Annotated in this window: 19 protein-coding genes; 14 read left to right on the plus strand and 5 right to left on the minus strand. The window is 34.9% G+C overall.

From position 1 onward, the window contains the following. Positions 1-14: 14 nt before the first annotated feature. Positions 15-653 (minus strand): rhomboid family intramembrane serine protease, encoded by a 639-nt coding sequence (locus tag JOD96_RS20010; protein WP_209565984.1) that lies wholly within the window; start codon positions 651-653, stop codon positions 15-17. Between the two features lie 112 nt (positions 654-765). Between JOD96_RS20010 and JOD96_RS20015 the strand changes: the two genes are divergently transcribed. Beyond that, entirely contained in the window at positions 766-1,641 is an 876-nt protein-coding gene (locus JOD96_RS20015) for a lysophospholipid acyltransferase family protein (protein ID WP_209565985.1), read from the plus strand. Positions 1,642-1,815: 174 nt separating this feature from the next. Beyond that, positions 1,816-3,300 (plus strand): glycosyl hydrolase, encoded by a 1,485-nt coding sequence (locus JOD96_RS20020; RefSeq protein ID WP_209565986.1) that lies wholly within the window; start codon positions 1,816-1,818, stop codon positions 3,298-3,300. Positions 3,301-3,372: 72 nt separating this feature from the next. Here the strand turns inward: JOD96_RS20020 and glmM are convergent, their stop codons facing one another. Continuing rightward, positions 3,373-4,761 (minus strand): phosphoglucosamine mutase, encoded by a 1,389-nt coding sequence (glmM, locus tag JOD96_RS20025; RefSeq protein WP_209565987.1) that lies wholly within the window; start codon positions 4,759-4,761, stop codon positions 3,373-3,375. Positions 4,762-5,011: 250 nt separating this feature from the next. Here glmM and JOD96_RS20030 point away from each other — a divergent pair, with 250 nt between their 5' ends. The 12 genes from JOD96_RS20030 to JOD96_RS20085 all read left to right on the plus strand — a co-directional run bounded on the left by JOD96_RS20030 (position 5,012) and on the right by JOD96_RS20085 (position 22,034). After that, positions 5,012-5,596 (plus strand): ACP phosphodiesterase, encoded by a 585-nt coding sequence (locus JOD96_RS20030; RefSeq protein WP_209565988.1) that lies wholly within the window; start codon positions 5,012-5,014, stop codon positions 5,594-5,596. Continuing rightward, positions 5,593-7,278 (plus strand): gamma-glutamyltransferase, encoded by a 1,686-nt coding sequence (gene ggt, locus JOD96_RS20035; protein ID WP_209565989.1) that lies wholly within the window; start codon positions 5,593-5,595, stop codon positions 7,276-7,278. Before JOD96_RS20030 ends, ggt begins: the two co-directional genes overlap by 4 nt. Positions 7,279-7,392: 114 nt before the next feature. Beyond that, complete coding sequence (locus tag JOD96_RS20040; RefSeq protein ID WP_209565990.1) at positions 7,393-8,529, plus strand: serine protease; 1,137 nt, start codon at positions 7,393-7,395, stop codon at positions 8,527-8,529. An 82-nt stretch (positions 8,530-8,611) separates the two neighbouring features. Then, a complete protein-coding gene (locus tag JOD96_RS20045; RefSeq protein ID WP_209565991.1) occupies positions 8,612-10,396 on the plus strand; it encodes a chloride channel protein in 1,785 nt (594 codons plus the stop codon). 63 nt (positions 10,397-10,459) lie between these two features. Then, entirely contained in the window at positions 10,460-11,413 is a 954-nt protein-coding gene (locus JOD96_RS20050) for a Fic family protein (RefSeq protein ID WP_209565992.1), read from the plus strand. A gap of 101 nt (positions 11,414-11,514) precedes the next feature. Beyond that, a complete protein-coding gene (uvrA, locus tag JOD96_RS20055; RefSeq protein ID WP_209565993.1) occupies positions 11,515-14,346 on the plus strand; it encodes an excinuclease ABC subunit UvrA in 2,832 nt (943 codons plus the stop codon). A gap of 46 nt (positions 14,347-14,392) precedes the next feature. Beyond that, entirely contained in the window at positions 14,393-14,617 is a 225-nt protein-coding gene (locus JOD96_RS20060; RefSeq protein ID WP_209565994.1) for a hypothetical protein, read from the plus strand. Between the two features lie 7 nt (positions 14,618-14,624). Further along, positions 14,625-14,936 carry a type II toxin-antitoxin system RelE/ParE family toxin gene (locus tag JOD96_RS22620; RefSeq protein WP_209565995.1) on the plus strand — a complete coding sequence of 104 codons (312 nt, stop codon included), beginning with the start codon at positions 14,625-14,627 and terminating at the stop codon, positions 14,934-14,936. Positions 14,937-15,131: 195 nt separating this feature from the next. Further along, positions 15,132-15,491 carry a cupin domain-containing protein gene (locus tag JOD96_RS20070; protein ID WP_209565996.1) on the plus strand — a complete coding sequence of 120 codons (360 nt, stop codon included), beginning with the start codon at positions 15,132-15,134 and terminating at the stop codon, positions 15,489-15,491. A 167-nt stretch (positions 15,492-15,658) separates the two neighbouring features. Then, complete coding sequence (locus JOD96_RS20075) at positions 15,659-16,387, plus strand: TIGR00730 family Rossman fold protein (RefSeq protein WP_209565997.1); 729 nt, start codon at positions 15,659-15,661, stop codon at positions 16,385-16,387. 297 nt (positions 16,388-16,684) lie between these two features. Then, positions 16,685-19,435, plus strand: a complete 2,751-nt coding sequence (locus JOD96_RS20080; RefSeq protein WP_209566042.1) for an aminopeptidase — start codon at positions 16,685-16,687, stop codon at positions 19,433-19,435. Positions 19,436-19,622: 187 nt separating this feature from the next. Further along, positions 19,623-22,034, plus strand: a complete 2,412-nt coding sequence (locus tag JOD96_RS20085) for a thiamine pyrophosphate-dependent enzyme (protein ID WP_209565998.1) — start codon at positions 19,623-19,625, stop codon at positions 22,032-22,034. Positions 22,035-22,265: 231 nt separating this feature from the next. Here JOD96_RS20085 and kdsB read toward each other — a convergent pair whose 3' ends face one another. From kdsB to JOD96_RS20100, 3 genes are all read right to left on the minus strand, one after another. Then, positions 22,266-23,000: a 3-deoxy-manno-octulosonate cytidylyltransferase gene (gene kdsB / locus JOD96_RS20090; RefSeq protein ID WP_209565999.1), complete on the minus strand. Its 735-nt coding sequence runs from the start codon at positions 22,998-23,000 to the stop codon at positions 22,266-22,268. 150 nt (positions 23,001-23,150) lie between these two features. Further along, entirely contained in the window at positions 23,151-23,981 is an 831-nt protein-coding gene (gene ygiD, locus JOD96_RS20095; RefSeq protein ID WP_209566000.1) for a 4,5-DOPA dioxygenase extradiol, read from the minus strand. Positions 23,982-24,067: 86 nt separating this feature from the next. Further along, positions 24,068-25,477 carry an ATP-dependent RecD-like DNA helicase gene (locus JOD96_RS20100; RefSeq protein WP_209566001.1) on the minus strand — a complete coding sequence of 470 codons (1,410 nt, stop codon included), beginning with the start codon at positions 25,475-25,477 and terminating at the stop codon, positions 24,068-24,070. Between the last annotated feature and the right edge of the window lie 19 nt (positions 25,478-25,496).

Below are 25,496 nucleotides of genomic sequence, written 5' to 3' on the forward strand. Positions count from 1 at the left end.
AAGTTGTGCCATCATTAGATTTTCCCCAATTTTGCCATTGCAAAAAGAATTAAAATCGGTATTAATAATAGTATGACAACAAAAGTATGATCATAAAATAATGAAGGATCTTTTACCAAAGTAATTACATACCCTCCTATAGCACCTCCAAAGTGTGCTGTGTGGCCAATATTGTCGTTTTTGGCTTTCATTCCGTAAATCGAATACAGCAAATATAAAATTCCGAAAATATAACCGGGAAGCCAAATAAGAAAATATAATCCAATTTCTCTATCCGGATTAAGCAATATGGCTGAATATAAAACACCGGTAACTGCTCCTGAAGCTCCTACGGCTCGATAGTTATAATCGTCTTTATGAAAAACCATAGTAAGAAGGCTTCCAAAAATCAGACTGCCAAAATAAACTAATACAAACGAAAAATTTCCCAAATTGGCAATAACATCCGGTGCAAAAAACCAAAGTGTCAGCATGTTAAAAGCTAAATGCATTAAATCAACATGCAGAAAACCAGAAGACAGCATTCTGATTTGCTCGCCCGAACGAATACTTCCTACATGAAATTCGAATTTCCTAAAAAAATTATAATCATTAAACCCCTGGTAACTTATAAGAATATTGGCTACTATTATCCCAATTAAAATAAAATTCATAAAAAATAATTAATGTGAATAGCAAATATAATCATTATCGTACATAAGACTGTAAGAAACCAAATTATCGGTGTTATTCATTTTTGCTTTATATTTGCAAAAAAATATTTAGATGCAATTTATTGTTTATATACTAGCCTACCCTTTACTCTGGCTTATTTCTATACTTCCTTTTAGAATATTTTACTGGTTTTCTGATTGTGTTTATTTTCTTGTATATCATATCATTGGCTATCGAAGAAAAGTAGTTCGTGAGAACCTGGCACTTGCTTTGCCGCACTTAAATAATGCTGAACGAAAAATTATTGAGAGAAAATTCTACAAACATATGTGTGATATGTTTTTGGAAATGATTAAAACAATGAGCATTTCTTCTGAAGAAATGGAAAAAAGATTTCAGGTAACCAATCTTGATTTAGTACTCGATTATGCTAAAAAAGGAAAAAGTGTAATTCTTGTAGCTTCGCATTATGCAAGTTATGAATGGCTTATGACAATTAACCCAAAAATTGGTTTTCAGGGAGTTGCTGTTTACAAAAAACTTGCTAATCCTTATTTTGATAAATTGATCCGAAAAATTCGATCCAAATACAAAACCGAGCTTATCGAAACCAAACAAGCAATTCCGACAATGGCTCAAAACCAGCGTGACGGGATTTTAAGCATGTATGGTCTGGCAAGTGACCAGTCTCCCAAACTGGACAGAATTTTTCATTCAATGGAATTTATGGGTGTCGAAGCTCCTGTACATACCGGTGCTGAAATGCTGGCCAAAAAATATGACCTAAGTGTGATATTTGTGAATGTAAAGAAACTATCGAGAGGCCATTACGAAGCAACTTTTATGCCTATAGCTGATAATCCTAATGAATACCCAAACTTTGATATTACAGAAAAATACCTAAAAGAGGTCGAAAAACAAATTCTTGCTGCACCTGAGTATTACCTATGGACTCACAAAAGATGGAAACACAGAATTGAAAAATAATTAAATTAAAAATCCAGAAGCAAAAGCGCTCTGGATTTTTTTTTAGAAAGAAATAGAAACATTCTGTACTGCCCAGAATAAATTTGATGTGTTTTTGTAATACTATTTTTTCTTTTGATAAAAAAGAAACTATATATATTTGGTTAGTTTTTTAACAACCCCAAAATCACAACCATGATCAAAAAATTAATCTCTATTTGTTTACTATTATTTCTGAGTGGTGCTGTTTCTGCTCAGAGTCCAAAACGTGGAATCGCATACGGATATCACTCAAAGGCAGATTTACTGGCACTTAAGCCAGGAGTTTCCTGGTGGTACAATTGGTCACCGGAACCAGATACACAGATTAATGCAGATTATCAATCTATAGGGGTTGAATTTGTGCCAATGGTCTGGGGAAAAATAAGCGATGCCGATGTTCAGGCCTTTATCAATAAAATAAAACCGGATGCAAAATATTTATTAGCGTTTAATGAACCAAACTTTACTGATGGAGCAAGACTTACTCCTCAAGAAGCCGTGAACGAATGGGTAAATGTTGAAAAAATTGCTGCTGCTAAAAACTTAGAAATCGTAAGTGCTTCCCCTGCTTATAATGGGCCTGATAATTACGGAGGTTACAGTGATCCTATTGCCTGGCACGATCAGTTTTTTGCTTTATGCCCGAATTGCAAGGTGGACTATATTGCTTTTCATACTTATGATAATACTGCCGGCTCTGTTGTTGGTGTGACCGGACTCCTTAAAAAATATAATCGGCCTGTGTGGGTAACCGAATTTGCGAACAGGGTAATCCAGACATCGGATCAGAAAATAGCTTTTATGAAAGATATTCTGACCAGTTTTGAAAATGATCCTGACATTTACAGATACTCGTGGTATACAGGCAGAGTACCTGCAAACTGGACCGATATGCTCGAAGGCCAATTGCTAAGTGCAACAAGCGGAGTTTTAAAACCAATTGGTACAGAATATATTAATGTTCCTTATACAACAAAAAAAATAAATGTTCCCGGAAGAGTTCCTGCAAACAAACATTACCGCAGAAAAGGTACAAGCCTGCAAAACACGACAGATGCCAATACAGTACAAAATGTAAGTGCTATAAATGTTGGCGACTGGAATGAATTTATGGTTAATATCGCTGATGCCGGAACTTATAAACTGACTTTTAGGGTTGCCGCTCTCACTAATCCCGGTAAATTTGATATTCTGGTAAATGATGCTGTTGTAAAAACAGATGAAACTTTTGCTGTTACGGGAGGTTTGCAGACGTATATAGACAAAATTGTAGACGGAATTGTTTTGCCAAAAGGTGAAGTGTACTTAAAGATTAAATTTAAATCTGATGGTATGAGCTTTAATTATATCGATATTACAACATCTAATTTAGGGATTAATGATCCTGTAGCAGAAAAGGATTCTTTTACAGTTTATCCAAATCCTATTAAATATCAATCTACCCTACATATCAAATCTGCTGTTACAGAACCTTTAAGTTTGACAATTGTAGATATGAAAGGTGCTGTTTCTTACTCATCAGATTCATATTTTACAAATGAAGATATTAAGATTGGTGAAAAACTTTCGAGTGGTGTTTATATTGTAAATGCACAATATGGTACGATCAAAAAATCAATAAAAATTGTCAAGAACTAAAACTTGCATTCATCTAAAACAAAAAACTCTTTCGATTAACGAAAGAGTTTTTTTTCTTTAATTATCAAGAAATTAAATTCCTGCAATAGCTTTTATCTCATCTATAATTCGAAATGCAAGTTTATCTGCTGTTTCCTGTGAAGGAGATTCGGTATAAATTCGAATAATCGGCTCTGTATTTGATTTTCTTAAATGAACCCATTCTGTTGCAAAATCAATTTTAACACCATCAACTGTAGAAATATCTTCATTTTTATATTTCTCTGTCATTGCAACCAAAATTGCGTCAACATCAATTTGAGGAGTTAATTCGATTTTGTTTTTACTCATATAATATTCAGGATATGAAGCTCTCAATGCCGAAACAGACATCTTTTTGTTTGCCAAGTGTGTTAAAAACAAGGCCACCCCTACCAAACTGTCACGTCCGTAATGTGATTCCGGATATATAATTCCTCCATTTCCTTCACCTCCGATGATGGCATTATTTTTTTTCATTAATTCAACTACATTCACCTCTCCTACTGCACTTGCCTCGTAGCTTCCTTTATGCCCAACTGTTACGTCACGCAAAGCACGCGAAGACGACATGTTTGAAACTGTATTTCCGGGAGTTTTGCTCAACACATAATCAGCACAAGCTACCAGAGTATATTCTTCACCAAACATTTCCCCGTCTTCGCTAATAAAAGCAAGACGATCTACATCTGGATCAACAACAACTCCCAAATGTGCTTTTTCTTTTATAACCAATTCAGAAATATCAGTCAAATGTTCTTTTAAAGGTTCTGGGTTATGAGGAAAATGTCCGTTTGGCTCGCAATATAATTTTACAACCTCTACGCCCATTAGTTCTAATAATTTCGGAATAATAATTCCGCCTGATGAATTTACACCATCAACAACTACCTTAAATTTAGCGGCTTTTACAGCTTCAACATCAACCAGTGGTAAATTTAAAACCTCGTCGATATGGATATCCATATAAGCATCATTAACAGTTATTTCTCCAAGATTATCAACATCAGAGAAATCAAAAGCCTCAGCTTCTGCAATTTCAAGGATTTTAGCCCCTTCAGCACCACTTAAAAATTCTCCTTTTTCATTCAGTAATTTTAAAGCATTCCATTGTTTTGGATTATGAGAAGCCGTAAGTATAATTCCACCGTCTGCTTTTTCCAGCGGCACAGCAATTTCTACAGTTGGTGTTGTAGAAAGCCCAAGATCGATTACATTTATTCCTAAACCAATCAATGTATTGACAACCAGGTTGTGAATCATCGGACCAGAGATTCTGGCATCACGACCAATTACAACCGTTAATTTTTCTTTTGAAGTATTATTTTTAAGAAAGGTTCCGTAAGCCGATGCAAATTTTACGGCATCAACCGGTGTCAGATTATCTCCAACCTTCCCCCCGATAGTTCCGCGTATTCCTGATATCGATTTTATTAAAGTCATTTTTGTGAGTTATGGTTATGAATTACAAATATAGAAAAGTTACTAAGGTTCTGAGATGATAAGCGGCTAAGATTTTTAAAAAAAGTTACTAAGATGCTCAAAGTCTGATTCTTAAAGTTTTTTAAAGAATTACTATATTTTAAATGAAACTAAGCCTATTACGAAGTATTTGCATAGAATCGATTTAAAAAAGTTTTTATACATTTACAAGAGAGAACTTAGTATCTCAGAACCTTAGCAACTATAAAAAATGAACTTCTTAGCTCATATATATCTTTCAGGCGATAACGACTTAATCAAAATCGGTAATTTTATGGCCGACGGAATTCGGGGAAAACAATTTGAGCATTTTCCTGAAGATGTTCAAAAAGGAATTCTTTTGCACCGTTTTATCGATACTTATACAGATTCTCATGACATTTTTAGGCAGAGTACAAAAAGGTTACATGAGAAATACCATCATTATGCCGGAGTAATTGTAGATATTTTGTACGATCATTTTTTAGCCAAAAACTGGACACAATATTCAGATGAAAAACTGGAAAGTTTTATTAACAGGTTTTACAGATCATTACATGATAATTATGAGATTCTAACTGAAAAAACACAGGATTTAATGCCTTATATGATTCAGAGAAACTGGCTTTTGAGTTACCGAACTGTAGAGGGAATACATCAGATTCTGACCCAAATGGACAGAAGGTCCAGAAACGAATCAAAAATGCAGTTTGCAAGTACCGAATTAAAGGAATTTTATGCTGAATTTGAAGAGGAATTCACTCTGTTTTTTGAAGATATAAAAAAGCATGCTAAAGAAAAATTACTCTTAATATGAGAAAAATAACACTCCTATTTACCTTTATCTATATCAGCTGTGCCGCGCAGCAAACCCCGATTAAACCGACTGGCCTGGTGGTTACAAAAGCCATGGTTGTTTCTGCCCGCGAAGAAGCTTCTAAAATTGGTGCCGATATCATGAAAAACGGCGGGAACGCTTTTGATGCTATGGTGGGAACAGAACTGGCACTCGCAGTATCTTTTCCTTTTGCCGGAAATATTGGCGGAGGCGGTTTTATGGTGTACAGAAAAGAAAATGGCGAAGCTGGATCTTTGGATTATCGGGAAAAAGCACCTCTGGCAGCAACAAAAGACATGTTTTTAGACAAAGACGGAAATGTCATTAAAGGCAAAAGCACACAAACAGCATTGGCAATTGGAGTTCCGGGAACTATTGCAGGAGTTTTTGCCGTACACAAAAAATTTGGTTCTATGCCAATGTCCGAAATTTTAAAACCTGTAATTGCACTTGCCGAAAAAGGAGTTGTTGTAACTAAAAAACAGGAAAAAAGCTTAAACGATTATCATGAAAGTATTGTAAAAATAAATGGTGAATCTTCTGATGCATCAAGAACCTTCAAAGAAAACGACACTATAAAATATACCGCATTAGCTAAGACTTTAAAAAGAATTCAGAAAAATGGCAGAAATGAATTTTATAAAGGTGAAACCGCTAGAATTTTGGTCGATTATTTAAGAAAAAAAGGCGGTATCATTACCATGAAAGACCTTGCAAAATATGAAGCAAAATGGAGAACCCCGCTACAATTTACTTATAAAGACTTAAAGTTAACGTCTATGTCACCGCCAAGCAGTGGCGGAATTTGTCTGGCGCAGATTTTAAAAATGATAGAACCGTATGATTTATCAAAATTGGGGCATAACACCGCAGAATCTATTCAGCTAATTGTCGAAGCTGAAAGAAGAGCGTATGCCGACAGGAGTTATTTTTTGGGAGATCCTGATTTTGTAAAAATTCCGCTAAAAGCGTTATTAGCAGATGCTTATTTAAAAGACAGGATGTCAACTTTTAACCCTGAGAAAGCCAGTTTATCCTCTGAAATAAAAGAAGGAAAAGTAACTTATAATGAAAGTACAGAAACTACGCATTACTCTATTGTTGATCAGTTTGGTAATGCTATAGCCGCAACAACCACGCTAAACGATGGTTATGGTTCTAAATATTATTGTGACGAATTGGGTTTCTTTCTTAATAACGAAATGGATGATTTTAGTGCCAAACCCGGATCTCCCAACATGTTTGGTTTGGTTGGAAATGAGGCTAACAGCATTGCGCCACAAAAAAGAATGCTGAGTTCGATGACGCCAACAATAGTAGAAAAAAACGGAAAATTATTTATGGTTGTAGGAACTCCCGGCGGTTCTACTATTATAACTTCGGTTTTGCAAACTATACTGAATGTTTATGAATATAATCTGAGCATGCAGGAAGCTGTAAATGCACCACGTTTTCACCACCAATGGCTTCCTGACTTAATCACATTTGAACCAAATACCTTTGACCCCAATACAATTGAAAAACTGAAATCAAAAAAATACCTGATTAACGAGAAACCAACACCAATCATTGGAAAAGTAGATGCTATTTTGGTTCTTCCAAATAATGAACTTGAAGGAGGTGCCGATTTTCGAGGCGATGATAAAGCAGTTGGTTTTTAATCCGTAAAACATTGATTTAAAACAAGTTAAAAAATAATATCCTGACATAGTGTTTTTAAAAAAAATGGAGTATTTTTTTTATTAAATTTGGCCTCGAAACTAAACAAAACCATTATGTCGGAAGAATCTTTTTCAGAAGAAAAACAACCAAATAAAAAGTCAAGAAATATAAAAATTGGAGCTGTAATAGCCATTATTGCAGTACTTGGAGTTATTTTTATTCCGAAAATTTGGGCTAAATACAATAAAAAAGAAGTAATCTGCCTGAATGGACAAACCGAAATCTATGACAAATATAAAGATGCTGTTGTTCTGGTAAAACATACCTATGCTGTTGAAATATCGATAAAAGGATCTAAGCCATTTCAGCTTGAAGTTGATGAAAGCAATTTAGAAGAAAAAACAATATCCGGAACAGGATTTTTTGTATCCGAAGACGGAAAAATAGTAACCAATCATCACGTTGCTGAGCCTTGGCTTTACGGTGACGACAGCACCAATTCTTTTACATATCTAAAAGATCATATTGCGGGTATTCTTCCAGATTCTATTAGTGAAGGAGACTATAAAACTTTTCTTGAAAAAAACTGGAATGAATACTATTCTGAAGAAGGTGAAGGAGAAGAGGAATCTGAAGATGTGGTTCACGAAACAAGTGCTGTAGATTCAAGTGCAACAGTTGTAGCAGCAAACGATACCGAAGCTATAGAAAGCAGTACTACTGCAGAACCAACTCCTGCAAAAGAAATAAAATATATAAGCGTTGATGACATTACAATATCTTTCAAATCTGTTGAGATAAGTGTTGCGCTTCATGGTTCTAAAGAAGATTGGCTAAAATGTAAAGTCTATAAAATTGCCGACGGAAATGAAGTTGACGTAGCTGTTTTACAATTAGCAAGCGAAACATTACCGGGATCTGTCCGTAATATTATTGATTTGGATTCTGCCATCACAGATGATGCAAAAATAAAACCGGGCACCAACGCAATTTTGATTGGCTACCCAATGGGAATGACTCTTGCCAACACCAGAACCGGTATAAAAGTACAGGTATATGAGGGTCAGATAAATAAAGAATCAGACGGTGTAAGCATTCAGTATAATGTAACTTCTACCCACGGAGCAAGCGGTTCGCCTGTATTTAATGAATGCGGTCAGCTGATTGCTGTAAATTATGCCGGATATGATGCCGCACAAGGATATAATTTCGGGATTGTTGCCAAACACGCGGCAGCATTAGTTGACTAAGTTTTAAAGATAAGATATTTTATTATTTTAAATTTATGGATTAAAAGGCTAAATTTGCAATATCCATAATTTTTTAAAGAGAATGCTAAAAAAATATTTCAGAAGACTAGAAAGCATAATTGCTTTGGCTCAATCATTAATGACTCCAAAGCAATTTATTTTTTTATCAAGTGTATTGATTGGTATTTCTTGTTCGCTTGCTGTAATTGTCCTGAAAACATTTGCGCATAGTGTTTTCTCGTTTGCCACTTACATTAACGGAATTTTGAAACTAAGTTTCATCAACAGTATTTTGCCTATAATCGGAATTCTGCTGACGGTTTTGGTGGTAAATAAAGTTTTAAACGGAAGTATTCAGAAAGGAACTTCACAGATACTTTATGCTGTTGCAAAAAAAGCAAGCATTATTCCTAAAAAACAAATGTATGCTCAGATTGTGACCAGTTCCTTAACCGTTGGTTTAGGAGGATCTGCCGGTTTAGAAAGCCCGATTGTTATTACGGGTGCTGCTTTTGGATCTAATTTTGCCCAAAATTATAAATTACCCTATAAAGACAGAACATTGCTAATTGGCTGTGGAGTGGCAGCCGGGATTTCAGCTGCGTTTAATGCGCCAATTGCAGGGGTTCTTTTTGCAATTGAAGTTTTGCTGGTAGATGTTAGTATTTCTGCTTTTACCCCTATTATGATTTCTGCTGCAACCGGTGCTTTGGTTTCTGCCATTGTTTTGGATGAAACGATTCTTTTGAGTTTTAAAACACAGCAAACATTTGATTATCATAATATTCCTTTTTATATAATTTTAGGCGTACTGACAGGCCTCACTGCTATTTATTACTCCAGAAATTTTCAAAAAGTTGAACATTATTTTTCTAAACTGGAAATCGGGCCTTATAAAAAAGCGTTTATTGGATCTTCATTGTTAGCTATTCTGATTTTTATATTTCCAACTTTGTTTGGTGAAGGTTATGAAAGTATTAAAACCCTGTCTGAAACAGATCCGGGAGCTTTACTTGATAATACTTTGTTTGCCGATTTCAGAAATAACAACTGGGTACTGCTTTTATTTGTCGGGGCAACCATGATGGTAAAAGTATTTGCATCGGGCCTTACTATTGGAAGCGGCGGAAATGGGGGGAACTTCGCTCCTTCTCTGTTCTTAGGCTCTTATCTTGGATATTTTTTTTCCAAATTTGTCAGCCTGACTGGTTTGTCAAAACTACCAATCGGAAATTTTACAATGGTAGGAATGGCAGGGATTCTTAGTGGATTATTTCACGCGCCACTTACCGCTATTTTCTTAATTGCCGAAATTACAGGAGGCTACGGATTAATGATTCCGCTTATGATTGTATCTTCAATAAGTTTTGCTATTTCTAAAAAATTCGAAAAATATTCGCTTGACGTAAAAGGTTTAGCAAAAAAAGGACACGCTTTTACTAGCAATAAAGATTCTAATATTCTTTCTACTTTAGATATTGACACTATTATTCAGTGTGATTATTTGACAGTTCATCCGGATGAGAATTTAAGTAAACTTGTAGATTTAATTTCACATTCTAACCAAGTTGTTTTTGCCGTTGTCAATAATGATAAAGATTTGGTCGGGATAGTCCATTTTAATGATATCCGGGAAATCATTTTTAATACATACAGAGTAAAGTACACCAAAATCAACGATGTAATGAAAACCCCTGCTGCCACAATTTTTTCTAATGATAGTATGGAAATTGTGATGAGCAAATTTGAAAAATCAAAAACAGCATTTCTGCCTGTTTTACGAAACGGAAAGTATTACGGAATCATTTCCAAATCAATAGCATTAGAAGCATACAGAACAAAACTTCGTTCGATGACAATAGAGTAACCTTAATATCGGATAAGTTAAAAATTTTATTTATCCGATATTAAGAAGTAACTTTGTTTCATAATGTGGAATATAGACCTAAAATACAGAGAAGAATTTGATGCAACTTTTGAAAGATTGTATCAAAAAAGAAAGGATTTGCAAAACAGCAGACCACTTCCTAACATTGCTTTGAATAAAATTCGTGAAAGCCTTTCGCTCGAATGGACCTACAATTCTAATAGCATTGAAGGAAATACGATGAGCCTGCGTGAAACCCAAATGGTAATCCAGGAAGGAATAACCATTAAGGGAAAATCGCTTCGGGAACATTTTGAGACCCACAATCATGACAAAGCGATCGATTATTTGTACGATATAGTTAGTGATACTTACAAACTAAGAAGCATCGACATTCTTTCTATTCATGGCTTGGTTTTAAGATCTATTGAAGATGATTTTGCCGGAAGAATTCGAAATGGAGGTGTCCGTATTTCGGGGGCTAACTTTATGCCTCCAAACGCCAACAAGGTTTCTGATTATCTGGACGAATTAATAGATTTTATAAATACGAATCCATTAGGGCTAAATGATATTGAACTCGCCACTATTTATCACCATAAACTAGTCTGGATACATCCTTTTTTTGATGGTAATGGGCGTACAGTTCGTTTAAGCATGAATTTGTTATTAATGCGTTGCGGTTTTCCTCCGGCAATTATTCTAAAAAATGATCGCAAAAAATATTATGAAGCACTTAATCAGGCTAATAATGGAAACTATCAAAAATTAATTCTTCTGATGTGCCAGGCACTTGAGCGAACATTAAATATTTATTTGAATGCCATGCCAGGAAGCACTTATGATTATCAGCCAATCATAAATATTGTAAGCGAACCAGAATCTCCATATGGTCAGGAATATATTAGTTTACTGGCCAGAACAGGCAAAATTGATGCCTATAAAGAAGGAAGAAACTGGTACACAACCAAAGAAGCAATAGAAGAATATATGGCAACCAGAAAACGCAAACGCTAAGTTTTTATACTCTTATTTTGTTACTATTTGTAACATAAACTTTTGCAAACGAGTACTAAAAGAACAAATCAAAATGGTAACTTTGCGTTTTGCTCACATTTATGCTAGATAAAGACAATACTATTGAAGTTCTTGGTGCAAGAGTTCATAATCTAAAAAATATAGACATATCAATCCCGAGGGAAAAACTGGTTGTAATTACCGGTTTATCAGGCTCGGGAAAATCATCTTTGGCTTTCGACACAATTTATGCCGAAGGACAACGTCGTTATGTAGAAACTTTTTCTGCATATGCGAGACAGTTTCTTGGCGGGTTGGAACGACCGGACGTTGACAAAATTGACGGACTTTCTCCTGTAATTGCAATCGAACAAAAAACAACCAGTAAAAGCCCGCGTTCTACAGTTGGGACAATTACAGAAATCTATGATTTCCTGAGGCTTCTTTATGCCCGTGGTGCAGACGCATACAGTTACAATACAGGCGAAAAAATGGTTTCGTATTCTGATGAACAAATCAAAGATTTGATCATTCATGATTTTAACGGAAAACGCATTAATATTCTTGCTCCTGTAATTAAGGCGAGAAAAGGTCATTATGCCGAATTATTTCAACAGATTACCAAACAGGGATTTTTGAAAGTTCGTGTAAATGGTGAGGTTCAGGATTTGGTTTCGGGAATGAAATTAGACCGTTACAAAACCCACGATATAGAAATTGTTGTTGACCGAATGCTGATTGAAGATACGGCAGATAATCAGAAGCGATTGGCCGAAAGTATTAATACAGCCATGCATCATGGTGAGGATGTATTAATGGTTTTGGATCAGGATACTAATGAGGTACGCTATTTCAGCAGAAATTTAATGTGCCCATCAACAGGAATTTCGTATCAGAATCCGGAGCCAAACTTATTTTCATTTAACTCTCCAAAAGGAGCTTGTCCGCATTGTAACGGATTGGGAACTGTTCATGAAATTAATGTAAAAAAAATTATCCCAAATCCAAAATTATCAATTAAAGCTGGTGGTTTTGCTCCGCTTGGCGAATATAAATCTTCCTGGATTTTTAAGCAGTTAGAAGTAATTGGTGAAAAATTCGGATTTAAAATTACAGACCCGATTGAGAAAATTCCTCAAGAAGCAATGGAAATGATTCTTCATGGAGGAAAAGATAAGTTTACTGTAAACTCAAAAGATTTAGGCGTTACACGCGATTATAAAATTGATTTTGAGGGAATATCTCATTTTATTAAAAATCAATATGACGAAAGCGCATCGACTACTATAAAACGCTGGGCAAAAGATTTTATGGATGAAGTAAATTGTCCTGTTTGCGAAGGTTCCCGTTTAAAAAAAGAAGCACAGTTTTTTAGAGTTAATGGAAAAAATATCACCGAATTGTGTGATATGGATATTTCTGATTTAACGGCCTGGTTTCAGGATTTAAACAGTCATTTATCAGAAAAACAACTCCTGATTGCTTCTGAAGTTGTAAAAGAAATTAAAGACCGCTTAAACTTTTTGATGAATGTTGGTCTGAATTATTTGGCTTTGAGCCGAAGTTCAAAATCGCTTTCGGGTGGTGAAGCACAACGTATTCGATTGGCGACACAAATTGGTTCTCAACTGGTTGGTGTTTTATATATTTTGGATGAACCAAGTATTGGTTTACACCAACGAGACAATGAAAAACTGATTAAATCACTGGAACAATTACGTGATATCGGAAACTCGGTTATTGTCGTTGAACACGATAAAGACATGATCGAAACTGCTGATTATGTAATTGATATTGGTCCTAAAGCGGGAAAATATGGCGGAGAAATTATCAGTATTGGTACTCCGGCAGAAACCTTAAAATCAAACACTATTACCGCACAATATTTGAACGGTACAATGAAATTTGAGATTCCGAAGGAAAGAAGAAAAGGAAATGGAAAGTTTTTAAAACTAACCGGAGCAACCGGAAACAACCTTAAAAATGTTTCAATCGAATTGCCTTTGGGACAATTGATTTGCGTAACAGGAGTTTCAGGAAGTGGAAAATCGACTTTGATAAACGAGACGCTCTACCCTATTTTGAACGCCTATTATTTTAATGGTGTAAAAAAACCACAGCCTTATAAAAAAATTGAAGGTCTGGAACATATTGATAAAGTAATTGATATTGATCAAAGCCCGATTGGCAGGACACCACGTTCAAATCCGGCAACTTATACGGAAGTTTTCACAGAAATCCGAAACTTGTTTACGATGACTTCTGAAAGTATGATTCGTGGTTACAAAGCTGGACGTTTTAGCTTTAATGTAAAAGGCGGGCGTTGCGAAACCTGTGAAGGTTCTGGGGTCAGAACGATTGAAATGAACTTTTTGCCGGATGTTTATGTAGAATGTGAAACCTGTCAGGGAAAACGTTTTAACAGAGAAACGCTGGAAATTCGCTATAAAGGAAAATCAATTTCAGATGTATTAAACATGACGGTTGATGAAGCGGTTCCGTTTTTTGAGAACATTCCGAAGATCTATAGAAAAGTAAAAACCATTCAGGATGTTGGTTTAGGCTATATTACACTTGGTCAGCAAAGTACAACGCTTTCCGGTGGAGAAGCACAGCGTATCAAACTGGCCGGAGAATTGTCTAAAAAAGATACGGGTAATACATTTTATATCTTGGATGAGCCTACAACTGGTTTGCATTTTGAAGATATTCGTGTTTTGATGGATGTAATTAATAAATTGGTTGATAAAGGAAATACTATTCTGGTTATAGAACATAACATGGATGTGATCAAACTTGCAGATTACATCATCGATATTGGTCCTGAAGGCGGAAAAGGCGGTGGAGAACTTATAGCTAAAGGAACTCCTGAAGAGGTGGCAAAAAATAAAAAAAGCTATACAGCTAAGTTTTTGAAAAAAGAATTAACTTAGTATTGCTTTAAAAATAGACTTCTTAATAATGAATAATAATTAGATTATGAACAGTTTGACTTTAAAAGTAGATTTAGATTTTGAACAACTCTTAAAAGTTGTCAAACAATTATCTCCGTCTGAAAAATTAAAACTAAATGATGCTATTTGGAAAGAAGGAATGGAAATCCCTACAGAACATCAGGAAATTGTTTTAGATCGAATTAAAAAAAGTAAAGCATACCCTGAAAGAATGTTAGATTGGGATCAAGTTGCTGATAATATTATTTAGTGATTTCTTGGAAAAGTATAGTGTTAAAATTGATGAAGAAGCATTAAATGATCTTCGAGAAATTGTTATTTGGTACAATACTGCATCAAAAGATTTGGGAATTCGATTTCACAAACAAATAAAATCGCAAATAAATTCGTTAAAAAACAATCCGCACATTTGTGCAATACGCTACTCAGATACAAGATGCATGCTCGTTAAAAAATTTCCGTTTATTGTACACTACTCCATTAATGAAGAATCTTTACTAGTAGAAATTTATGCCATATTCCACACTAGCCGGAATCCTCAAATTTGGAAGAATAGGATCAAAAAATAAAAATGTCTCTTTTAATATTTACAGACAATTTTTTTAATACTCTGATAGTGAGTCACAAGCCAAAACCTATATAATAACAAATGTTACATTTAAATTAATAAATGGACATTCTTGTGACAATTCTCAAAAAAAGACTTAATTTAGCTAGCCGTTTTTGAAAAAATTTTTGATTTTGGCAAAGACTAACATAAATCTATGAATCTAAGAGAACAATTCGATAACGTCGACAACTATTTTTCGCCAAAAATAATTGATGAAGTAAATGATCAGTTTATTAAAGTGGCAAAAATAAAAGGTCAGGAAGTTCCCTGGCATAATCACGAAAATGAGGATGAATTATTCTACATTGTCGATGGTGAGCTTTTAATGGAAATTGAAAACCAGCCTTCTTTCAACATGAAAAAAGGTGATTTATTTGTTGTAAAAAAAGGAACAAATCACAGGGTTTCGTCGGTTGAAGAATGCTTAATCATGCTGATTGAGTCTAAAACAACCGAACACACCGGAAAAGTTAAAAGCAGTATTACAAAATCAATTGAGCAACAAACGTATTAATTAAAGAATTCTTCTTTTAAACGAAAAGTTCAATTGAAAACCTGTGCCTAGCCCTGATGGGAACGGCATCCTTTTATGGTGGTCCCGAGGCTTCGGGGATCCATAAAAGATATAGTGGACAGCAGGAATAAGCTCCTTAAAAAAATATAAATTATAAAATACCTAAAATGAGATTAGAAGATTTTGATAATGATGAGGATAAAGTAATTCAGGATCGTTTGAAACAAAAAACGTGGAATGAAATCAGAACAAATGACAGCTGGGCGATTTTTAAAATCATGGCAGAATTTGTAAACGGATATGAGAGCATGGGACGTATTGGGCCGTGTGTATCGATTTTTGGTTCTGCAAGAACAAAACCGGACGACAAATATTATTTACTGGCTGAAAAAATTGCTTTTAAAATTAGTAAAGCAGGTTATGGCGTGATCACAGGAGGTGGTCCCGGTATTATGGAAGCTGGTAATAAAGGAGCACATTTAGGTGGCGGAACGTCTGTAGGATTGAATATCGAACTTCCTTTTGAGCAGCATTTTAACCCTTATATCGATCACGATAAAAACCTTAATTTTGATTACTTTTTTGTTAGAAAAGTAATGTTTGTAAAATATTCTCAGGGATTTGTAGTAATGCCCGGAGGTTTTGGAACTCTTGATGAAATGTTTGAAGCAATAACCTTGATTCAAACTAAAAAAATTGGAAAGTTCCCGATTATTCTGGTTGGTGTTGAATTCTGGTCCGGATTGATCGAATGGGTAAAAACGGTTCTGGTTGAAAAAATGCAAACGGTAAGCCCGGATGATCTGAATTTATTTAAGATTGTTGACACTGAAGATGAAGTGGTTGATGTGTTGGATAAATTCTACAAGAAATACGATTTGAGTCCGAATTTTTAATAAATCTGACTTCATAAATAATTTAAGATTAAGAAAGTATACTAAAAAGTTAATTTTCATATGCCTTATATTACGTATATGTTTAAAATACATTAATTCTTACAAGAAATTGAAAGCTGTTTTTTTAAACAGCTTTTTTTATACTATTTTTACATAAATCCAAAAAAAGTACACGCTGGTAAATTAAAAAATACAGCCTAAAAAATTTAAGCCGACTTGAGATCATTATATAAAGTAATATTGTTTTTCTTCGTTTTATTTAGTTCAATAAAACAATTTGCGCAGCATCATTCTAAGATGGAAGTGGCGGTAAACTTTGAGCTTAAAACGCTAAATGTAAAACAGAATATTACATTTTATAATACTTCAAATGATACGATTGATTCGATTGTATTAAATGACTGGAACAATGCATTTTCGAATAAAAATACGCCTTTGGCGAAACGCTTTTCAGATGAGTTTTATCGTGGTTTTCATTTGGCTAATGCTGCAGAAAGAGGCAATACAACGATCTTAAATCTACTGGATTCTGATGATATGGCGCTTGAGTGGGAAAGAACAGAAAAAAATCCCGATTTTATTGTCATAAAGTTGAAGCAAAGACTAATGCCTAATGAGAAAGTCGATTTGCACATTAACTATATTGTAAAAATTCCTAGTGATAAATTTACGCATTATGGTTTTGATCAAAATGGAGGAATGAATCTTAAAAATTGGTTTTTAAGCCCTGCCCGTTTTGAAAACCATGCTTTTACAAAATATAATAACTTCAATCTGGATGATATTGCAAATGCCTCAACAGATTATGAAATTTCTATAAAAATTCCGAAAACTTATTCGATTACTACAGATTTAAATTCTGTTTCTAAAGACTTAACAAGTCCGGAATTTGAAGTTTATTCTTTTTCAGGAAATAACAGAACCGATTTTAATTTGTTTATTGAAAAACAAAATAGTTTTACCAGCTATGAAAATGGTTCGGTTGAAATTCTTTCAAACCTAAAGAACAAGAAACTCGACGACATTCAAAAAGCGATTATTATTAATCGTGTAGTAACTTTTGCAAGTACTTTTATTGGTAAATATCCTCACGAAAAAATTACAATTTCGCAGACCGATTATGACCGAAATCCGTTTTATGGGCTAAATCAGCTTCCTTCTTTTATAAGTCCGTTTTCTGATGAATTTGTATTTGAAATTACTTTCCTCAAAACGTATCTGAACAATTATTTGAAAAACAGTCTGCGTCTGGATCCAAGAAAAGATAACTGGATTTATGATGGAATTCAGATTTATACCATGATGAAGTACATGGAAGAAAACCATGCTGATCAAAAAATGCTTGGCAGCCTTTCGAACATGAAACTCTTTAAAAGTTATAATATTACCAGCCTGACTTTTAATGAGCAATACAGCTATTATTATATGCTGATGGCCAGAAAAAACCTGGATCAGCCGCTTGGAGACCCTAAGAATAGTTTAATAAAATTTAATGAACAGATTGCCAGTAAATATCGGGCAGGTTTAAGTCTGAGCTATTTAGATGATTATTTGAACCATGATATAGTACCAAACAGCGTTCAGGAATTTTATGAACTGAACAAAAACCAACAGACTGAAAGATCTGATTTTGAAAAGATTTTGTCGAAAAACAGTTCTAAAGATATCGATTGGTTCTTTAAAACCATTATCGATTCACGAGATATTATAGATTATAAATTTTCGAATGTTTCGAGAACAAAAAACAGTATCCAGTTTTCAATAAATAACAGAACTGGTGTTTATGCACCTGTTCCGGTTTATGGGCTTAAAAAAAACGAAGTTGTTTTTAAAACCTGGATTGAACCAAAAAGCAATGATTCGGTTTATGTATTTGACCGCAAAAATGCAGATAAAATAGTCTTAAACTATGATAACGAAGTTCCGGAATATAATTTAAGAAACAACTGGAAATCATTAAAAAGCCTGGTAATCACAAATCGTCCTATAAAATTTAATTTTGCAAAAGATCTGGAAGATCCTTTCTATAATCAAATTTTATATATCCCTACTCTTACTTATAATTATTATGACGGTTTTACACCAGGAATGCGTTTTCATAATAAGACGATTTTAGACAAACCGTTTACTTTTGATATCAATCCGGCATATTCTTTAAAAGCGGGTACGCTGTCCGGTTCTTCTGCTTTTGCATTAAACCATTATTATAGAAACAGCACACTTTACAACGTACGATATTCTGTTAGCCAGAATTATTATCATTATGCTCCGGATGCTACTTACCTGAGATTAAATCCGATGGTTCAGTTTCGAATTCGTGAAAAAAACTTCAGAGACAACAGAAAGCAGCTAATTCTGCTGCGTCAGGTTATTGTCAATCGGGAAGAAAGTGAATTTATAACAGATAATTCGAAACCTAATTATTCGGTTTTTAATGCTCGTTATATGAATACAAAAACAGAATTGGTCAATCATTTAAATTTTATGACAGATGTTCAGTTTTCGGGTGATTTTGGAAAGCTGGCGGGAGAAATAGAATACAGGAGATTATTTGAAAATAATAATAAACTGAATTTGAGGCTATACGCTGGAAGTTTTTTGTATAACAGAACAAATTCTGATTATTTTAGTTTTGGATTAGACAGGCCTACAGATTATTTGTTTGATTATAATTTTTTGGGAAGATCAGAAAGTACCGGATTTTTTAGTCAGCAGTATGTAATCGCTGAGGGTGGATTTAAATCCAAAATTGAACCAAGGTATGCCAATCAATGGATGACGACTTTGAATGCCAGTTATTCTCTTTGGAACTGGATTGAGGCTTATGGGGACATTGGTTTTGTAAAAAATAAACATCAAAAAGCTAACTTTGCATACGATAGCGGTATACGATTAAACCTTGTTCCGGATTATTTTGAACTGTATTTTCCGGTTTATTCCAACAATGGATGGGAGATTTCTCAACCAAAATACAATGAAAAAATACGATTTGTTGTGACATTTGCACCTAAAACATTAGTCACGCTTTTTACCCGAAAATGGTTTTAATTGAATAAATTTTAAAGAAAAACATGAATTATATTCATTAAAATCAGAAAAATTATTCATATTCAACAAAAAAAATACTTAGTTTTAGTAATTTACTTATAAATAATTAAATTATATTTATTTTAATGAATTATGATTATTGATACTTTTTAAGTAATTTTGCCGCATAACATGACCATTCCAGATTATGATTAAAGAACAAAACAATACTACATTGACTTTCGAAGATTTCAAAACTGAAGTCTTGAATGATTACAGAATAGCGGTTACAAGCCGTGAATGTAGTCTTCTAGGCCGTAAAGAGGTATTGACAGGGAAAGCCAAATTTGGAATTTTTGGTGACGGAAAGGAAGTTCCTCAGCTTGCAATGGCAAAAGCTTTTAAAAATGGCGATTTCCGTTCAGGATATTACCGCGACCAGACTTTTATGATGGCCATTGGAGAATTGACTCCAAAGCAATTTTTTGCCGGTTTATACGGTCACACTGATTTGGATTTTGATCCAATGTCTGCAGGAAGACAAATGGGCGGACATTTTGTAACGCACAGCCTGAACGAAGACGGTTCCTGGAAAGATTTAACAAAACAAAAAAATTCAAGCTCAGATATATCCCCTACTGCCGGGCAAATGCCACGATTGCTAGGTTTGGCACAGGCCTCAAAAATCTACAGAAATGTTGATGGCATTACTATTAAAGACAAATTCTCTGTAAATGGTAATGAAGTTGCCTGGGGAACTATAGGTAACGCAAGTACTTCTGAAGGTTTGTTTTTTGAAACTATAAATGCTGCCGGAGTTTTACAGGTTCCGATGGTAATGAGTGTCTGGGATGATGAGTATGGAATTTCTGTTCATGCGAAACATCAGACTACCAAAGAAAATATTTCTGAAATCCTAAAAGGATATCAGCGTGACATGGACTCAAAAGGTTATGAAATCTTTAGGGTAAAAGGCTGGGATTATGCCGAATTGGTTTCTACGTACGAAAGAGCAGCAGCAATTGCGCGCGAAGAGCACGTTCCGGTTTTGATTCATGTAAACGAATTGACACAACCACAAGGACATTCGACGTCGGGTTCGCACGAACGTTACAAAAACGGAGAAAGACTTGCCTGGGAAAGAGATTTTGATTGTATCCGCCAGATGCGTTTATGGATGATTGCTATCAATATTGCCTCTCCTGAAGAACTGGCTGAAATTGAATTTGAGCTGAAAAAAGAAGTTCTGGAAGCTAAAAAAGAAGCATGGAACTCTTTTATAAATCCAATTATTGAAGATCAAAAAAATCTTTTGGCTTTATTAGAGCAAATTGCCGAAGCAAGCATCAACCACAAAGAAAGAATTAGAAAATATATTACGGAGCTAAGTGCCATAAAAGCACCGCTGAAAAAAGACATGCTTTCTATAGCCAGAAAAATTCAGCGTTTTATTGAAGTTCCAAACAGCAGAGTATTATTATCAGACTGGATTACCAACTATATCGGGATAACACAGGGCAAATTTAGCAGTAACCTGCATTCAGATTCTGCAAAGAATGTGTTTTCTGTAGAAAAAGTGCTTCCTCAATATGCCGAAAATGCAAAACCTGATCTGGACGGAAGAATGATTCTTCGTGATAATTTTGATGCTTTGTTTTCTAAATATCCTGAAACCTTAATTTTTGGAGAAGATGTTGGAAACATTGGTGATGTAAACCAAGGTTTAGAAGGTATGCAGGAAAAATACGGTGAACTTCGTGTTGCCGATGTCGGAATTCGTGAAGCGACTATTATTGGTCAGGGAATTGGTATGGCTTTGAGAGGATTGCGCCCTATTGCAGAAATTCAATATTTAGATTATTTATTGTATGCTATTCAAATCATGAGTGATGATTTGGCTACTTTACAATACAGAACTGTTGGTAAACAAAAAGCACCGTTAATTATCAGAACCCGTGGACACCGTCTGGAAGGTATCTGGCACTCTGGTTCTCCAATGGGAATGATAATAAACGCTATTCGCGGAATTCATGTTTTGGTTCCGAGAGATATGACACAGGCTGCAGGTTTTTATAACACACTTTTAGAGTGCGATGAGCCGGCTTTAGTAATTGAGTGTTTAAACGGTTACCGCTTAAAAGAAAAAACACCTTTGAATTTTGGTGAATTCAAAACGCCAATCGGGGTTGTGGAAACTTTAAAAGAAGGTGCTGATATTACCTTGGTTTCTTACGGATCTACTTTGAGACTAGTGCAGCAGGCAGCAACCGAATTATTAGATTTAGGAATTGACTGTGAGGTTATTGATGTTCAGTCTTTGCTTCCTTTTGATATTAATAAAGATATTGTAAAAAGTGTCGCCAAAACAAATCGTCTTTTAGTAATTGACGAAGATGTTCCGGGTGGGGCTTCGGCTTATATTTTGCAGCAAATTTTAGAAGAACAGGATGCGTATAAATATTTAGACAGTAAACCACAGACTCTTGCTGCCAAAGCACACAGAGCAGCTTATGGAACTGATGGTGATTATTTCTCTAAACCTTCTGCAGAAGATATTTTTGAAAAAGTTTATGCAATGATGAATGAAGTTAATCCTTCTAAATTTCCTGCTTTGTACTAAGGATTTTAGATTGATTTTAGATAATAAAAAAAGCTCCAAATTGGAGCTTTTTGTTTTGCAAAGTATGTCCTGATCCCGAGGCGTCGGGAGAAGGACCACACAAGAAGTTCTGCACAGAAATTCCACAAAGTGATGTGCTAATCTTTGTCGAGTTTTTTGTATAATCCTTCGTTCCTCAGGATGACAAGAGTGAGTGAAAATCCATTCAAATCTGTCATCCGCTCAAACATTTTATCTGGAAGCCAAAATAGCCCTCGCCTTTTCTAAATCCTCAGCAGTATCAATGCCAATTCCTACATGCGTAGTTTCTACCATTTTAATTCGTTTTCCGAATTCTAAATAACGGAGCTGTTCCAGCTTCTCAGAAGCTTCTAAAGATTTCATCGGTAAACTGTAAAAATCTAATAAAGCCTGTTTTCTAAATGCATAAATTCCGATATGCTGAAAATAACGAACACCAACATCTTTATCTCTCGGATACGGAATTACTGATCTTGAAAAATACAATGCAAACTGTGACTGATCTACCACTACTTTTACATTATTGGGATTATTGATTTCTTCTTCACTTGTGATTTCTCTCATTAAAGATGCCAAATCAACTTTATGGTCCGGATCATTCTTAAAAGCTGCTAAAACTTGTTCCAGAGGGCCCGCCTCTGTAAACGGCTCGTCACCTTGTACATTTACAACGATATCAACATCCAGATCCGCTACGGCTTCGGCAATTCGGTCACTTCCTGATTCGTGTTCTTTGATACTCATAATAGCTTTTCCTCCATTGGAAATAATTTCATCAAAAATCAAATCGGAATCTGTTACCACAAAAACATCATCAAACAATTTTGTCGAAACTGCCGCTTCATAGGTTCTTAAAATTACTGTTTTGCCTCCCAAATCCTGCATTAGTTTTGCAGGAAAACGTGTTGAAGCATATCTTGCCGGGATTACCGCTATTATTTTCATTTTCTTGTCATTGCGAGGAACGAAATAATCTCATCCTCAAATTAATTTATTTTCTTCTTTGTGAATCTCTGTGAAAACCTTTGCGAAGCTGTATGTTATAATTTTACCACAGAGATTCGCAAAGGTTTTCACAGAGTTTCGCTAAATTTTTTACATTATTTTTACCGATGTCATACTAAGAGAACCCGCCAATAATTTATCATTAAATAATTCCAATTCATCTGCTTTATCTTTTAAACCTAAAGTATAAAGCAACGGCAAATAATGATCAGGAGTCGGAATTGCCAATTGTACTGCTTTATTCATTTTTTCGAAATCAATCAAAGGCTGAAAATTTCCATGCAAAAGATAATTATTAACAGTTTCTCTTGCCTCTATCGCCCAATCAAAACCGTAATTGTCTTTGTCGAAATTTCTAAAATCTACCAGACGCAGGTTATGAACTATATTTCCGCTGCCGATAATGAGGACGCCTTTATAACGAAGCGCCTGTAGTTTCTGGGCCAGCTCAAAATGATATTGACCTGATTTTGTATAATCAATACTTAATTGAATTACGGGAACATCTGCATTGGGATATAAATGTTTTATCACACTCCATGCTCCATGATCCAGACCCCAGTGTTCGTCTAAGTCTACAGTGACTGGTTCTAATATTTTTTTTGTTTCAAAAGCTAGTTCCGGACTCCCTTTTGCCGGATATTGCACATCAAAAAGTGCCTGCGGAAATCCTCCAAAATCATGAATGGTTCTTGGCATTTGCATCGAGGTGACTTTTGTTCCTTTGGTAAACCAGTGTGCAGAAATACATAAAATGGCATTTGGCTGTGGCAAAGTTTTGGCCAAATCACGAAAACCGGTTACAAACTGATTTTCTTCAATAGCATTCATCGGGCTGCCGTGCCCTAAAAACAAATCAGGCATTTTATCAGTATTCGAAAACGTTGATGAAATCGAATGTAAGTCGTTTAGTGTTGTCATTCTTATACTATTTCAAACACAAATTCACAGATTTGCACAAATCCTTATGTGAAAAAGAATTCGTTCTAATTCGTGAAATTAGCGTTTTATTCCTCAAAACTCTCGTCTTTAAATCCTATCAAATATAACTTATTTTTAGCACGCGTCATAGCCGTGTAGAGCCATCTGATATAATCACGATCGATTCCGTTTGGTAAATACGGCTGCTCTATAAAAACGGTGTTCCACTGCCCTCCCTGCGATTTATGACAAGTAATTGCATAAGAGAATTTCACTTGTAATCCGTTGAAATATTCGTTTTCTTTTACCTTTTGAAATCTTTTGTATTTCGTACTTTCATCTTCATAATCCTTCATTACTTCTTCATACAAACGATTTGATTCTTCGTAAGTTAAGGATGGAGACTCGCTTTTTATGGTATCCAAAAGCAGAACCGTTTCAAAAGGTTTCTGATCGGGATAATCGACCATTCTGATTTTTACCCTTGCAAAATTAAATCCATATAATTCCTTGATTCCGAAAAGCTCCAGAACTTCAATGATATCTCCGTTGGCAATAAATCCGGCTTCATCGGTTTCTTTCAACCAGAAATAATTATTTTTTACTACCATCAGAAAATCTCCAACCGATAGTTCGCTTTCCTTAAATAAAATCCTGGTTCTGATTTGCTCGTTGTATTGATTTGCCCTTTTATTTGAGCGAACAATAAAAGCGGTATCCTCAATACTCCAATTGCTGTATGCCGTATTTATCGCATCCTGAATATCATATCCGTCGGTAAGCCTGACAATGTCTTTAAATTTTTTTACGTTGAATTTAAATTCCGTAATAAAAGATTCTTTCAGTAATTCGCGCAGTTCCGTTGCATTGTACAAGATTCCGGAACTTTCTTCCTGACGCATTACTTCGTCCAGTTCGATATGTTCAATTTCTTTATCGTAATGTGCTCCCAGCGTATGTGTATCAAGTGCCGGACTAATTTCTAAATTGACCGGGGGCAGCTGGGCAGTATCTCCCAAAAGAATCATTTTGCAGTTGGTCCCCGAATATACATAGTTAATTAAATCATCGAGAAGCGAACCGCTATCCAGAGTACTGTCTGAAATCATCGAGGCCTCATCGACTATAAAAATGGTATTTTTATGTTTGTTGACCTGTCTGGTAAAGGCAATTCCTCCGCCGGAAGATTTTTTGGGAAAATATATTTTTTTATGAATCGTAAAAGCAGCTGTATTAGAGTAATTTGCAATAACTTTTGCAGCGCGCCCTGTGGGTGCGAGCAAAACAAATTTCTTATTGATTTCTCCAAGATTATTTACAATTGTTGAGATCACTGTTGTTTTTCCTGTTCCTGCATATCCTTTTAATACAAATATGGTATCGTTTGCCGGCTCAGTTAAGAAAATAGCGATTTTTTGAAAAAAAATATCCTGTTTATGAGTTGGTGCAAAAGGGAATCTTTTTTGTAAAACGCCGTAAAACAGTGCTGAATTCATAGTATAAATTTGAACTGCA

The sequence above is a fragment of the Flavobacterium sp. 1355 genome (genome assembly GCF_017833415.1).
In the GTDB taxonomy this organism is placed as follows: Bacteria; Bacteroidota; Bacteroidia; order Flavobacteriales; family Flavobacteriaceae; genus Flavobacterium.

What these genes read in the sequence shown, in the direction of transcription:
- JOD96_RS20010 (WP_209565984.1), bottom strand. Translation starts at nt 653, where the DNA reads ATGAATTTTATTTTAATTGGGATAATAGTAGCCAATATTCTTATAAGT.
- JOD96_RS20015 (WP_209565985.1), top strand. Translation starts at nt 766, where the DNA reads ATGCAATTTATTGTTTATATACTAGCCTACCCTTTACTCTGGCTTATT.
- JOD96_RS20020 (WP_209565986.1), top strand. Translation starts at nt 1,816, where the DNA reads ATGATCAAAAAATTAATCTCTATTTGTTTACTATTATTTCTGAGTGGT.
- glmM (WP_209565987.1), bottom strand. Translation starts at nt 4,761, where the DNA reads ATGACTTTAATAAAATCGATATCAGGAATACGCGGAACTATCGGGGGG.
- JOD96_RS20030 (WP_209565988.1), top strand. Translation starts at nt 5,012, where the DNA reads ATGAACTTCTTAGCTCATATATATCTTTCAGGCGATAACGACTTAATC.
- ggt (WP_209565989.1), top strand. Translation starts at nt 5,593, where the DNA reads ATGAGAAAAATAACACTCCTATTTACCTTTATCTATATCAGCTGTGCC.
- JOD96_RS20040 (WP_209565990.1), top strand. Translation starts at nt 7,393, where the DNA reads ATGTCGGAAGAATCTTTTTCAGAAGAAAAACAACCAAATAAAAAGTCA.
- JOD96_RS20045 (WP_209565991.1), top strand. Translation starts at nt 8,612, where the DNA reads ATGCTAAAAAAATATTTCAGAAGACTAGAAAGCATAATTGCTTTGGCT.
- JOD96_RS20050 (WP_209565992.1), top strand. Translation starts at nt 10,460, where the DNA reads ATGTGGAATATAGACCTAAAATACAGAGAAGAATTTGATGCAACTTTT.
- uvrA (WP_209565993.1), top strand. Translation starts at nt 11,515, where the DNA reads ATGCTAGATAAAGACAATACTATTGAAGTTCTTGGTGCAAGAGTTCAT.
- JOD96_RS20060 (WP_209565994.1), top strand. Translation starts at nt 14,393, where the DNA reads ATGAACAGTTTGACTTTAAAAGTAGATTTAGATTTTGAACAACTCTTA.
- JOD96_RS20070 (WP_209565996.1), top strand. Translation starts at nt 15,132, where the DNA reads ATGAATCTAAGAGAACAATTCGATAACGTCGACAACTATTTTTCGCCA.
- JOD96_RS20075 (WP_209565997.1), top strand. Translation starts at nt 15,659, where the DNA reads ATGAGATTAGAAGATTTTGATAATGATGAGGATAAAGTAATTCAGGAT.
- JOD96_RS20080 (WP_209566042.1), top strand. Translation starts at nt 16,685, where the DNA reads ATGGAAGTGGCGGTAAACTTTGAGCTTAAAACGCTAAATGTAAAACAG.
- JOD96_RS20085 (WP_209565998.1), top strand. Translation starts at nt 19,623, where the DNA reads ATGATTAAAGAACAAAACAATACTACATTGACTTTCGAAGATTTCAAA.
- kdsB (WP_209565999.1), bottom strand. Translation starts at nt 23,000, where the DNA reads ATGAAAATAATAGCGGTAATCCCGGCAAGATATGCTTCAACACGTTTT.
- ygiD (WP_209566000.1), bottom strand. Translation starts at nt 23,981, where the DNA reads ATGACAACACTAAACGACTTACATTCGATTTCATCAACGTTTTCGAAT.
- JOD96_RS20100 (WP_209566001.1), bottom strand. Translation starts at nt 25,477, where the DNA reads ATGAATTCAGCACTGTTTTACGGCGTTTTACAAAAAAGATTCCCTTTT.